Source organism: Ruegeria sp. CDSC081 (genome assembly GCF_059610485.1).
The window spans coordinates 519,594-532,290 of the sequence record NZ_JBXWNS010000001.1 but is presented as its reverse complement, the minus strand read 5'-3'; the positions used below and the strand labels follow the sequence as shown (position 1 = coordinate 532,290).

Here is a 12,697-nt window from a genome sequence, read left to right as displayed (position 1 = left end):
GGGCAGCCCTCTGACGCGGGCTGCAGTCAGGGCGAGGGTACGCAGTTAAGCGCAGAGGTCATTGCTTTCGGGCTAAAGGGGGCGACCAGATGCTGCACCCAGCCATTGTCAAAGCGGATGCTGACAATTTCGCGCCAGTCCGCAGACGCGACAACCAGTTCCGGGCCATTGCCACAGTCGCGCAGACCCCCTGTGATGAAATCTTCGCCGATCCGATGATTTGTCAGCCTTGGTAGAGCGGCAATCTGGATTAATTCGCCGTCGACAAAGCGCCAAATGCGCAATGTCTTGGCCAGATGAGGGCGGTCGATATAGGCGATCTCGATATTGCCATCCCCATCCAGATCCGCCGCCCCGACCGGAGCAAGCCATCGAAAGCGGGTACCGATATGCGGAGTTGCGGCGATTTTGTCCCCTCTGGCATCATAGATGGCCAACTGAGCGCCCGCTTGATCCTGAGATTCAACGACAATGGCCTCGGGGGTCCCGTCCTGATCTACGTCCACAAGCCGTGGAGCGAGATCTTCAAATACGCGATCAGATGGAAGACGGATGGTCACGTTTCCGCTTTGGGTAGTCAGCTCTAACGCGCCATATTCGATGTTATCACCCAGAACTCCGTGGGCGTAACGTGTTGTCGGCTCGGTGAAACGAGCGGCTGAGACGGTCTCCGCCAGTGCCAACGGGGCATGGCCCGTCAGCCAGAAGCACAACGTCAGCGCTGCGCCGCGGGCCTGACCCTGCCAAGTTCGGTAGGGTAGGCGCGGCGCTTTGCAGGGCATCAGATCTGTTTTTCCGGCATCTGAACGATCAGGCCATCCATCTCGTCTGTGACTTTGATCTGGCAGGTCAGGCGCGAACGGGCAGGGTCGGGCTCATAGGCAAAGTCCAACATGTCTTCTTCCATGTCATCCTTGCCGGGAATTTTCTCAACCCAGTCGGGGTGGATATAGACATGGCAGGTCGAACAGGCACAGGCGCCGCCGCAATCCGCTTCGATGCCGGGAATGTTGTTGTCACGGGCTCCTTCCATGACGGTTAGTCCGTTGGCGACCTCGACAGTGTGCTCGGTACCGCCATGCTCGACATAAGTGATCTTTGCCATTGCGTGCGTCTTCCTCTTGCGATGTTAGATCCTTCCTTAGTCAAGGCATTTAGGTGTTTCCAGCCTCATTTGCGACTCGATGTGCCGCGTCTGGGAATTCTTGGCCTTTGTTCCCCTCCCGTTCTTCTGCTCGCTGTATTTTTACCCGCAGCTACTGACTGGATTTGGCATAGCCAGTCAGCGGCTGCCCGTTGTGAGGTCGAGGGTCAATAATACGCCGATTGCCGAGGTCATGAGGTTTTGCTGGAAAGAGAATTGAAAGCCAAGGGTTCTGACCATGCAAATAGCCGAGACCATCGGCGCTGGGGTAAGGGTGGGATGCCACTGCGCAGGACCGCCAAGCTCAGGGCGTTAGGGTTACGTAACAATGCCTGATAAACTTGCAACGCACCGGGGCGTGTGTAGCTGGACCAATGGCTGAACCTGCGTCTGGAGGCATGGATCGCAAAAGCGTGATGCGCCAGATGATTCAGCGTGTCCGGGCAATCCAGTTGCAGCGTTATTGCATTCGGGGCCGTCAAGCCGCTGCCTATGCTGCGATCGCCTTGTTCAGGCGGAGGGATCAGGCATTCGTATAGAAAATCAAACAGATCGTTTTCGCGGCTCGTAATATTAATGAATTCCGCCCGTCTACCCGCCGGAGTGGCCAGCGCTCTTAACGCGCGACTCTGATAGGCGGCTCCGGTCAACGAGATGATGCGGTTTAGGGATCCGGGCCGGATGTGATGCAGGGCTTCAAGCGCCAATTCGGTCCCCACCGAGTGGCCAATAAAGTGGATCGGACGTTGCGGGTTCAGATGGCGCAGTTCCCGGATCAATTCGGCCAGAACACGTCCGGCCTCGTGCGCCCGGCGGAGGGCACCCCAAAACGGGCCCCGTGCATTCCAGCCAAAGGCAATGCCCAGCCCCTCGGTTTGCAAACCAGTGCCAAAACCAAGTTGCCGCGGCCAGCTGCAGAAAGATGTTGGCGAGGATGTCCGGGGCAGGGACAAGAAATGTTGGTGCGGGCAGGCCGTGGCCAGGCCTGGCCGGAATCTGTACCCATGTGACATGAGGATGACCGGGCCTTGGATGTGCCGGGTCTGACATAGCAGGCTGAAGGGGGACTGTGGGCTGTTGTGCAGCGTAAGCGTGTCGCCGGTCGCGTTGATCCGGATTATTGGCATTCTCACTGCCTCATACAAGATGTTGTGGCGGCAATATCCCAACAGCCTATGCCCCCTAGGTGAAGGGATTGTTACAGCTGCGCGACGTTGCGGGGGGCGGGGTTGACGATGCTGCAGCCGCGGCGTAATTCAGCATCACCACGTGGCGATTTGTTACCGGATTGCGGGCCACGCTAAACAACACCGCTAAAAGGTCAGGATGAAAGACCCCTTTCGCTTGGCCGCGTCTGGGGTTTTTTGTTTACGTCCCTCAAGGGGCTGAAAGGAATGACATGAGCGAGAGCTGGAACAAGCGCACACAAGCCGTCCATGGCGGCACCCGCCGCAGCCAATACAACGAAGTGAGCGAGGCGATTTTTCTGACCCAGGGATTTGTCTATGATACGGCCGAACAGGCCGAGGCGCGGTTCATCGAAACCGGCCCGGACGAGTTCATCTATGCCCGTTATGGCAACCCCACAGTGTCGATGTTCGAACAGCGTATCGCGGCTCTGGAAGGGGGCGAAGACGCTTTTGCCACCGCCTCTGGAATGGCTGCGGTGAATGCGGCACTGACTTCGATGTTGCAAGCCGGTGACCACGTTGTTTCTGCCAAGGCTCTGTTCGGGTCGTGCCTGTATATTCTGGAAAACGTGCTGACCCGGTTCGGGGTTGAAGTGACCTTTGTGGACGGTACCGATCTTGACGCATGGGAGGCTGCGATCCGCCCGGATACCAAAGCGGTTTTCTTCGAATCCATGTCCAACCCGACGCTTGAGGTCATCGACATCTCAGCCGTTTCCCTTCTGGCCCATGCGGTTGGTGCAACGGTCATCGTGGACAATGTGTTCTCGACCCCAGTTTTCTCGCGCGCGATCGCTCAGGGGGCTGACGTGGTTGTCTACTCGGCGACCAAGCATATTGACGGGCAGGGCCGCGCCCTGGGTGGTGTCATCATCGGCACCAAAGAGTTCATCCGTGGTACGGTCGAGCCCTATATGAAACACACCGGAGGCGCGCTTAGCCCCTTCAACGCGTGGATCATGTTGAAAGGGCTTGAGACCATGGCCTTGCGGGTCAACGCACAGGCCGAAACCGCCCAGAGGATTGCCGAGGCGCTAGAGGGCCATCCGGCGTTGGAGCGGACGCTTTACCCCGGTCTGAAGTCTCATGCGCAGAATGATCTGATACAAACGCAGCTTGGCGGCAAAGGCGGGACAGTGCTGTCGTTGGATATCAAGGGCGGTAAAGAGGCGGCATTTTCCTTCCTTAACGCCCTGACGATTCCGGTGATTTCGAACAATCTGGGCGATGCCAAGTCGATTGCCACCCACCCGGCAACCACCACACATCAAAGATTGAGTGACGACCAAAAAGTTGAGCTGGGCATTGCTCCGGGCCTCGTCCGGTTCTCGGTAGGTCTGGAAGACGCCGATGATCTTCTTTCCGATATCAAACGCGCATTGGACGTTTCTCAGCAATAGGGGCGTCAGCTGGACTGTTAGGCATGGTTCGAAAACGGTTTGTGACTTGTGCGCATGGTGCGCCCATCACGAAGTTTCGATCCGGGCTGTGTTTCGGCGCGTATACCATTAGACTGGAAATCGCGTCGAACATATATATAGTCCGGCGACCAACCCGAGGAGCCCTGATCGATGAACGTGTATCCCCGTGACATTGATGACGCCCCCAACAATGATGAGGCCGCGGCAGCGTTGAAAACCCTGCGGAAATGGGCCGAGAACGCGACCGAGGCTGAAATCGGTCAGCTTGATCCTGCTGTCGCGCGCCTTGTGCCGGGGCTCCTGCCGGTCAACTACCCATCCCTGTCGCGGCATTACCCCGAGGGGTTTGCTGTGGATGAGGCCTACCGCGCCTCGTTGCCTGACCTTCAGAATGGACCTTCCAGCCTGATCCGTGGGGCAAAGCAACAGATTCAACATGTTGGCATATCGAATTTCCGCCTGCCGATCCGGTTTCACCGCAAGCAGGGCGACGACCTGACGCTGGAGACCTCAGTGACTGGCACTGTCAGCCTTGATGCGGAAAAGAAGGGCATCAACATGTCCCGTATCATGCGTTCGTTCTACAAACATGCTGAGCGCACGTTCAGCTTTGAGGTGATCGAGGCTGCGCTGAACGACTATATGACCGATCTGGACAGCTTTGACGCACGTATCCAGATGCGGTTCTCTTACCCGGACAGGACTCAAAGCCTGCGTTCGGGTCTGGAAGGCTATCAATATTACGATATCGCGCTGGAACTGGTCGAACAGAATGGCGTGCGTCAAAAGATCATGCATCTGGATTATGTGTATTCCTCGACGTGCCCATGTTCTCTGGAGCTCAGCGAGCATGCGCGGTCTACCCGAGGGCAACTGGCGACGCCGCATTCGCAGCGCTCGGTTGCGCGGATATCGGTTGCGGTCGATTGCGATGCCGATTGCCTCTGGTTCGAAGATCTGATTGCGCTGTGTCGCAGGGCGGTGCCGACCGAGACGCAGGTCATGGTCAAACGTGAAGATGAGCAGGCCTTTGCCGAGCTGAACGCCGCAAACCCGATTTTTGTCGAAGACGCGGCACGCCTGTTTTGTGCCGAACTTTTGGCCGACCATCATATCGGCGATTTCCGCGTGATCGCCAGCCATCAAGAAAGCCTGCACAGCCATGATGCCGTTTCTGTTCTGACTGAGGGCCCGACCTTTGTGTCCTCTAGCCTGGATCCGAGACTGTTTACGACATTGTTTCACGTCGGATAGGCGCTAAACTTTTGTAAAACCTTGATTAAGTGCCGATACGGTGAAATTTCGCCGCATTGCAGCGATAAATGCTGCAAGCGCGAAGTTCTTGCTGTAAACTATCCTTGAATGCAGCCATCTCGTGGTCACTGTTCTGGTGATCATTTCACTCAATCAGGAAGCCGGCACGTGCGACGCCAAGGACTGCAAGGCAACGTAATCCGCCCGTTTAGTCAGGGCGGGCAGGGTTCTTTACTCATTCGCGGGTTGCATCACTTTCACAGGAGAACAACCTCATGAACCCGTTTACCCAGCCATTTGAATTTCAGGCAGCAGCAATTCGATTTGCCGGTGAGGCAATGACCAACCATTTGAAAATCATGCAAATTCTGACCAACTCTGCGATTGAACTGCCCTTCTCCCAGGTTCAGGCCCTGCGTGTCGCCTCCGAAAAGACTGTTGCTGACGTGAAGGCACCTGAGTTCAAATCTCAGGCGATGCCTGTGGTCAATGCTGATCCGCAACCTGCGGCAAAGGTCAAAGTGGCCGTCCAGAAAAAGGCAGAAGTCAAGGCAAAGGCCGAATCGCCCAAGCCCGCCCTGGCGAAACCTGTGACAAAAGCCAGAGCGTCGGGGGGTGCGAAAAAGGCACAGACCAAATCCGCGGCAGAACCTGCAGTAGCAAAAGCCGCAGCCCCAAAAGTCGCAGCTAAGCCCGCTGCCCCCAAAGCCGCTACGGCAAAGCCTGCTGTTACCAAAACCGTAACTGTCAAATCTGAAACGCCCAAAGTAGAAGCCGCTAAACCTGCTGCAGTTAGGCCTGCAGTGGTAAAATCTGCTGCTCCCGCCGCTGCGATCGACGCTGCTGTTGCAAAAACCGCAGCTGTTAAACCCGTAGCGTCCAAGGTGAAGGCAGATCGGGTCGCAACAGCCAAACCTGCACCCGCAAATCCGGCCGCGTCGAAGACTCAGGCGGGACAGGCGGCAGCTGCACGCCGGTCACGCGCGCCTTCGAAACCGCCCGTGATGCCCGTCTCGAGCGGCAAAACCGAAAAGTAATCGGGACATCCGCTTGACACAGTCGTGCAGGCGCGCCAACGCTGCGCCTCATGACGGACATGCGCCCGGTAGGATATGTGATTGGCCTGTTGGTCGCCATTCTTGGGGCGACCATGATGTTGCCCATGCTTGCGGACCTTATCGAGGGTCGCGGCGAATGGCATGTTTTCCTTGAAAGCAGCGTTATTACCATTCTGACCGGCGCTGTCCTTTCTATGAGCTGCTCAAATGGCGTTGGCGAAGGGTTGACGATCCGTCAGACCTTTCTGCTCACGACCGGCGTTTGGGTGGCTTTGCCTTTATTTGGGGCAATTCCTTTCCTGTTCGGGGAAACCGAGTTGCGCTTTGTCGATGCCTATTTCGAGGCCATGTCTGGCCTTACGACCACGGGCTCGACCGTGATTTCCGGGCTCGACGGTCTGCCGCAGGGGTTGCTTTTGTGGCGCGGTGTGCTGCAATGGCTGGGCGGTATCGGGATCATCGTTGTTGCAATGGTTTTTCTGCCCGAGCTTCGGGTCGGAGGAATGCAGATCTTCCGTTCGGAAGGTTTCGAAACCATGGGTAAGATCCTGCCGCGGGCGCAAGAAATCGCAGGCCAGATTTCCCTGATCTACGTGTTCCTGACCGTGGTCTGCGCGCTTGTTTACACCGGTCTTGGCATGAGCTTTTTTGACGCCGTGGTTCATTCTATGACAACAATCTCGACCGGTGGGTTTTCAAACTATGATGCATCGTTCGGTACCTTCTCGGGTCCGGCGGAATATGCGGCGTCGATTTTCATGATCCTCGCTGCCCTGCCATTTGTGCGTTATGTTCAGTTTGCCAATGGCAGCACCGGCTCCCTGTTCCGCGACAGTCAGATTCGGGCGTTTTTGGCCACGATCCTGATTCTTGTAGCCGTCATGGCGGTGTTTTTGACCTCTGTCTTTCCGCATCACTGGGAACAGGCGGTGCGGGAATCGCTGTTCAACATCACGTCGATCATTTCAGGTACCGGTTATGCCAGCGTCGATTACATGGGTTGGGGCAGTTTTCCGATCATGGTGTTCTTCCTGATTGGCCTGATAGGAGGGTGTGCGGGATCAACTGCCTGTTCGATCAAGATTTTCCGCTATCAACTGCTGTTTGCATCCATCAAAACTCAAATCCGGCGTATCCGTTCACCGCATGGGGTGTTCATGCCTCTCTATGATGGGCGTCCCATCGGAACGGATGTCCTGACTTCGGTCATGAGCTTTTTCATGTTCTTCGTATTGTCTTTGGGTTTCCTGGCATGGGCGCTGGCGCTGACCGGGCTGGATTTCATTACCTCTGTCTCGGGTGCAGCAACCGCGTTGGCCAATGTTGGTCCGGGCCTTGGGGATCAGATCGGACCAGCGGGTAATTTCAGCGGGCTCAGCGATACAGCCAAATGGTTACTATCTGCGGGGATGCTGGTCGGTCGGCTTGAACTGCTCGCGGTCTATGCGCTGTTCACAGTCCATTTCTGGAGAAGTTAATGAAAAGACCACTTGGCGCTCAAATCTCGCACATGCTCCGGGATCGGGGTGTTGATGTGATTTTTGGTATCCCCGGCGTCCATAATCAGGAGATGTATCGCGGGATCGAAGAAGCCGGCATCACCCAAGTTCTTGCGCGGCACGAGCAGGGGGCCGGTTTCATGGCGGACGGATATGCGCGCGCAAGCGGCAATCCTGGCGTGGCCTATGTGATCACTGGGCCTGGGCTGTGCAACATCATGACACCCATGGGGCAGGGGTATTCGGATTCGGTGCCAATGCTGGTGCTGTCCTCCTGCCTTGATGATGATCAGGCGCTGCAGGGACAGCTTCATCAGATGAAGGATCAACGTGCCGCCGGAGAAACGGTCGCGGATTGGTCGTTGCAGGCTAATACAGCTTCGGCCGCCTATGGCCTGGTTGAACGTGCTTTCGAAGAGTTCGCGTTGAGCCGCCCCAGACCCAAGCACATACAGGTGCCGATTTCGCAACTTAAGGCACAGGCTGACCCAGCCCCATTCCCGAACCAGCCGGGTTTGCGGACAAAGGCTCTGCCGCCGGACGTCGCTCCGGTCTTGTCGATGCTGAACATTGCGCGCAGGCCGCTGTTCGTTCTGGGAGGTGGTGCAAGATCAAACTTGTGGCGGCAGATTCTGACACAGATCGGAGCGGCCTGTTTCACCACCTATGCGGGGCGTGGAATGGTGGGGTTGGATTATGCGTTGGATTTTGGCGCTGCCTTGTCTCGTCCCGAAAGCGCCCGGATCATCGCCTCCGCCGATCTTGTGGTGGTCGTCGGAGCCGAGCTGGGTGAGGTCGATCTGTGGCGCGATGCGCTGGGGCATACGGCCAATATGATCCGCATTGATCTGGACCCTCAGGTCCTGTCGGACCATCATCGGGCCTCTGTCAAGTTGCAGGCGGATGGCGGAAGCTTTGCCCACGCGATGTGGGCGTCTATTGACCATGTCAAACCGGCAAATGGCTGGTCCTCGGATGAGGTCTCCGAAGCCCGCAGTAAATGGCGCGCCGAGATTGATGCGGAACGGCCCGGTATTGTCCCGGTGTTGGATGCCTTGCGTAAGGCAATGCCAGCGGATGTGATGGTGTATTCGGACATGACCCAGTTCGCCTATGTTGCCAAGGGGGTGTGGGAAATGCCTTTCCCCTATCATTGGCACCACCCGAACGGCTTTGGCACGCTGGGCTATGCGTTGCCGGCTGGAATAGGTGGCGCTATCGCGCGGCCGGGCAGGCCGACTGCTGTGATTGCTGGGGATTATGGCTTTCACTACACGATGATGGAATTGGGCGTGGCGGTAGAGCTGGGTTTGCCCCTGCCGATCATTCTTTGGGACAATGGCAAGCTGAAAGAGATCGAAGACAGCATGGTGGGCAGTCAGATCGCGCCGAATGCTGTCGTTGCGCGAAACCCTGACTTTTGCAAACTGGCCGAGGCATTCGGCGCCTTGTCTGCTGCGCCCTCAACACTGGAAGACATGCAGTCTGCGGTGCGAAAAGCGTTTTCCGCTAAGGGGCCGACATTGATCCGGATCACTCCGGACATATGGCGCGCAGAATAAAAAACGCCGCCCGGATGGGCGGCGTTAATGCGCGATTTTACGAACTCAATCCCAGCATTGTACCAGAACAGTCATCCCATTTGCCCGGCGGCTAAGCTCATTGGGTGAGACCTGCGTGGCGGCGGTGGCGCTGGATTGACCTGCCAGCCCAGCCTTGCTCAGCGCCTTGTTCAGGCTCTCTGTATTGGCAGACAGGCTGACCGAGGCGGGCAGGGTCCGCCCATTCGTCGGGGTCGGCAAAAGCATCCCGACCACCTGACCGTTGCCGTCAAACACGGGGCCTCCTGCATCGCCGGGTTGGGTGGCCAGCGCCAGACGCTTCACGCCATCCTCACCGTTCAGGCCGCGCAGGTCGGCGATCTGCCCATATGACAGCGTCGGACCGCCCAAAACGCCCTGATACGAGAATCCGGAGACCGCAACCTCGGACTGAATCCGCGGCTTGGTGCTGCTGAACTCGGCCACGCTGATCGGGGAAAGGTCGCGGCTTGGCCGCAGAACGGCGATGCCGATATTGGGATCGGTCGAGGCGACCTCAAGCTCGTGCGCGCCGTCCAGCGTGATCCGCGAGCAGCTATCTGCCGCCTCGGTCACGGTCAGGACGGTGCCTTTGGCATCCGCAAAGAACCCCGAGCGTGACAGGCGCGGTTTGCGAACCTGCAGGCCGGATACAAGATCAATGCTTTGCGCAGCGTCCGATCCGGCGGCGGCGTCAAGAACCGCATCAGTGGTGCTAAAGCCCGCTTTCATGGCGGCAAGAACGCGGGTACGGCGCGCCTCGTCCCCTTCGGGCCAGACCAGGGTAAAACCTTTAATCTGACCATCTTTCAGCTTGGCCTCGGTATAGGATACAATGTCATTGCCGCGACCTTCCAGCGTAAAGCTGTCACCGCGCAGCTGGCGAGGGCCTTCAAGCGGAACGATTTCCAGCGACTGCATGACTTCAAAAAGGGCCCGCAGGGTTGCTTTGGTGCCATCCTGACTGATCAGCAGGGCCTGAGCATTCAGGTCGGTCGAGCCGTTGAAATGCACGAAGGGGGCCTCGTAACGGTCGAATGCAACCACACCCAGCGGCATGGCCATCTCGATACCTGCCTGTGGGTCTGTGTAGCGCTGCATTCCGGCGCTGATTAGTGGCGCGTTATAGTCATCCATCAGGGCCTTGCGCTGTGCCGTCGTCAGAACCCCGGTCGCCTCGTATCCGTTGAAACTTTGCCAGTCGCCCATCGAGCGGCGTGTCCCCTGACCAAAGGCACCGTCAATCGTCGAATTGTAGAAACCGGCTGCCTGAAGTGCGGTTTGAAGGCCCATACGCTCCTGCGCGCTCAGCAATCGTTCGCTTTGCAGTGCCTGTGATCGGGTTTCATCGGCAATTTGCGGGGTTGCCTCGGCCACTGGTTGTTCCGGTTCAGATGCGACCGGCGCTGTCACAGCGGCCTGGTCCTGAGTATTCGCACTGACCGGCCAGAACTGCTGCCCCAGTGTGTTCGAGAAGGCGATAAAGCTGTCGGCTGGAATTTGCCCCTCTGCGCGGTACACCCGCAGAACTTGCTCGGCATCGCCGCGCAGATACGGGCCGATCACAATGGCATACCAGCCCGAATTCAGGCGAAATCCATTCACGTCTGGCAACGCGCCAGAATAGGCTTGTGCGCGTTCCTGGGCTTCACGCAGCGAAGGCTGCGCCTCGACCTGGACCCAAACACCTCCGTCTTGCTGCGCAAATGATGCCCGCACGCCGAAAAGAAAAAGAACTGAAATTACCGTTAGTATGCGTCTCATTGTGTGCCTGTGTCCGCGGTGTTTTTCTGCGATGAAGAGTACGCGATATGCGGGTTGAAACACCATGCCTGGAATACGGGGAATTTCCAGTTTGGCCGCTCAGTGGCTTCCCGGGCACACTGTCCCGTTGACGCCCCTTGGCCCCTTGCATAGGAAGGGCAAAACCCACCGGAACAGGGCGCAATGGCGTCCAAAGGGAATGTGATGACCGTTAAGTCCAACGCACCTCGCTCTTTTCAGGAGATCATCCTGCGCCTTCAGACCTATTGGGCGTCAAAAGGCTGCGCCATTCTGCAGCCCTATGACATGGAGGTCGGGGCAGGGACATTCCATCCAGCGACTACTTTGCGCGCTTTGGGGTCCAAGTCCTGGGCCGCAGCTTATGTGCAGCCCTCGCGCCGCCCAACAGATGGGCGTTATGGCGAGAACCCCAATCGCTTGCAGCACTATTACCAGTATCAGGTGTTGATCAAGCCTAGCCCGCCGGACCTGCAGGCGTTGTATCTGGGCAGCCTTGAGGCAATCGGCATCGACATGGACCTGCATGACATCCGGTTTGTCGAGGATGACTGGGAAAGCCCAACCCTGGGCGCCTGGGGCCTGGGCTGGGAGGTCTGGTGCGACGGCATGGAAGTCAGCCAGTTCACCTATTTCCAACAGGTCGGAGGCCATGACTGCGCGCCGGTTTCAGGTGAATTGACCTATGGGTTGGAGCGGCTGGCGATGTATGTGCTGGGTGTTGATCACGTGATGGACATGCCCTTCAACGATCCGCAGTCACCCAGCCCGCTGACCTATGGTGACATATTCAAGCAGACCGAAGAAGAATATGCCCGCTGGAACTTTGACGTGGCCAACACCGAAGTCCTACTGCGCCATTTCGAAGAGGCCGAATCCGAATGCGCCAATATTCTGGCGCAAGAGCATGACGATCCAAAAACCGGTAAGCGTATCGTAATGGCGCACCCGGCCTATGATCAGTGCATCAAGGCATCACATATCTTTAACCTGTTGGATGCGCGTGGCGTGATCTCGGTGACGGAACGGCAGGCCTATATTGGGCGCGTGCGGACCTTGGCAAAGCAATGCGCCGACGCCTTCGTTCAGACCGATGCCGCCGGGTACGAGGTCTGATGCGGCAGTTACGCCAAACCGGGAAGCAGAACTTTAAGTCCGTCCGCGATCATGCTGATTGCGATGGCAGACAGGATCATACCCATAAAGCGGCTCATGATCACCCGAGCGTTGTCCGAAAGCCGCTTGGACAGCGCCGCGGCGTTCCAGAATGTGACGAACAGCAAAAACAGCACTGCCAGAAAAACGCCCGCATAGAGTATGACTTCCATAGGTTTGGACATTTGATGTGCATAGAGGATCAACGTTGTGATTGTGCCAGGCCCAACGAGGATGGGAAAGGCCAACGGATAAAAGGCGACGGTGTCGGGCTCGGGATAAGATTTCTTTTCGCCTTCGGTTCCGTGATGCGCCGTGCTCTCGGTGCCGCTCAGCATGTTCAGGCCGATCATCAGGACAACAAGACCGCCGGCAACGCGCAGATCATTGACGCTGATGCCGAACAGTCCCAATGTCTTGCTGCCAATGGCTGCAAAAGCACCGCCCAGGATCAGACAGTAGGTGACGGTTTTCACCGCAACCTTGCGTTGATCTGCGGGGGGCAGACCATCAGTCACGCTCAGAAAAACGGGCAAGTTGGTGATCGGGTTCATGATCGCAAAAAGCGCGCCGAAAAAACCTGCGGCGAGAGTCGTGTCCATTTTCATTACCCT

At 57.4% G+C, this 12,697-nt stretch carries 11 protein-coding genes and 1 riboswitch; of the genes, 6 read left to right on the top strand and 5 right to left on the bottom strand.

Features of this window, described 5'->3' with window-relative positions:
* Positions 1–26: 26 nt before the first annotated feature.
* The 3 genes from AC2FH9_RS02640 to AC2FH9_RS02630 all read right to left on the bottom strand — a co-directional run bounded on the left by AC2FH9_RS02640 (position 27) and on the right by AC2FH9_RS02630 (position 2,271).
* The gene (locus AC2FH9_RS02640; RefSeq protein WP_496690765.1) at positions 27–782 is read right to left on the bottom strand and encodes an FG-GAP repeat domain-containing protein; all 756 of its coding nucleotides are present in this window, start codon (positions 780–782) and stop codon (positions 27–29) included.
* Positions 782–1,105 carry a 2Fe-2S iron-sulfur cluster-binding protein gene (locus tag AC2FH9_RS02635; RefSeq protein ID WP_142634548.1) on the bottom strand — a complete coding sequence of 108 codons (324 nt, stop codon included), beginning with the start codon at positions 1,103–1,105 and terminating at the stop codon, positions 782–784. Before AC2FH9_RS02635 ends, AC2FH9_RS02640 begins: the two co-directional genes overlap by 1 nt.
* Before the next feature lie 230 nt (positions 1,106–1,335).
* Positions 1,336–2,271, bottom strand: coding sequence for an alpha/beta hydrolase (locus AC2FH9_RS02630; protein ID WP_496870669.1), 936 nt, complete (start codon positions 2,269–2,271; stop codon positions 1,336–1,338).
* 132 nt (positions 2,272–2,403) lie between these two features.
* A riboswitch (SAM riboswitch) is annotated at positions 2,404–2,481 on the top strand.
* Positions 2,482–2,543: 62 nt separating this feature from the next.
* Here AC2FH9_RS02630 and metZ point away from each other — a divergent pair.
* From metZ to AC2FH9_RS02605, 5 genes are all read left to right on the top strand, one after another.
* On the top strand, positions 2,544–3,734 hold the full coding sequence (gene metZ / locus AC2FH9_RS02625; RefSeq protein ID WP_496870667.1) for an O-succinylhomoserine sulfhydrylase: 1,191 nt from the start codon (positions 2,544–2,546) through the stop codon (positions 3,732–3,734).
* 171 nt (positions 3,735–3,905) lie between these two features.
* Positions 3,906–5,009, top strand: a complete 1,104-nt coding sequence (folE2, locus tag AC2FH9_RS02620) for a GTP cyclohydrolase FolE2 (RefSeq protein WP_142634540.1) — start codon at positions 3,906–3,908, stop codon at positions 5,007–5,009.
* A 275-nt stretch (positions 5,010–5,284) separates the two neighbouring features.
* Entirely contained in the window at positions 5,285–6,046 is a 762-nt protein-coding gene (locus AC2FH9_RS02615; RefSeq protein WP_496870665.1) for a hypothetical protein, read from the top strand.
* A 50-nt stretch (positions 6,047–6,096) separates the two neighbouring features.
* A complete protein-coding gene (locus AC2FH9_RS02610; RefSeq protein ID WP_142634535.1) occupies positions 6,097–7,545 on the top strand; it encodes a TrkH family potassium uptake protein in 1,449 nt (482 codons plus the stop codon).
* Positions 7,545–9,128 (top strand): thiamine pyrophosphate-binding protein, encoded by a 1,584-nt coding sequence (locus tag AC2FH9_RS02605; RefSeq protein ID WP_496693309.1) that lies wholly within the window; start codon positions 7,545–7,547, stop codon positions 9,126–9,128. Before AC2FH9_RS02610 ends, AC2FH9_RS02605 begins: the two co-directional genes overlap by 1 nt.
* Positions 9,129–9,173: 45 nt before the next feature.
* Here AC2FH9_RS02605 and AC2FH9_RS02600 read toward each other — a convergent pair whose 3' ends face one another.
* On the bottom strand, positions 9,174–10,910 hold the full coding sequence (locus AC2FH9_RS02600) for a serine protease (protein ID WP_496870664.1): 1,737 nt from the start codon (positions 10,908–10,910) through the stop codon (positions 9,174–9,176).
* A gap of 204 nt (positions 10,911–11,114) precedes the next feature.
* Between AC2FH9_RS02600 and AC2FH9_RS02595 the strand changes: the two genes are divergently transcribed.
* Positions 11,115–12,044, top strand: a complete 930-nt coding sequence (locus tag AC2FH9_RS02595) for a glycine--tRNA ligase subunit alpha (RefSeq protein ID WP_496690759.1) — start codon at positions 11,115–11,117, stop codon at positions 12,042–12,044.
* 8 nt (positions 12,045–12,052) lie between these two features.
* Here the strand turns inward: AC2FH9_RS02595 and AC2FH9_RS02590 are convergent, their stop codons facing one another.
* Positions 12,053–12,685 carry a MarC family protein gene (locus AC2FH9_RS02590; RefSeq protein WP_496870662.1) on the bottom strand — a complete coding sequence of 211 codons (633 nt, stop codon included), beginning with the start codon at positions 12,683–12,685 and terminating at the stop codon, positions 12,053–12,055.
* Positions 12,686–12,697 lie beyond the last annotated feature (12 nt).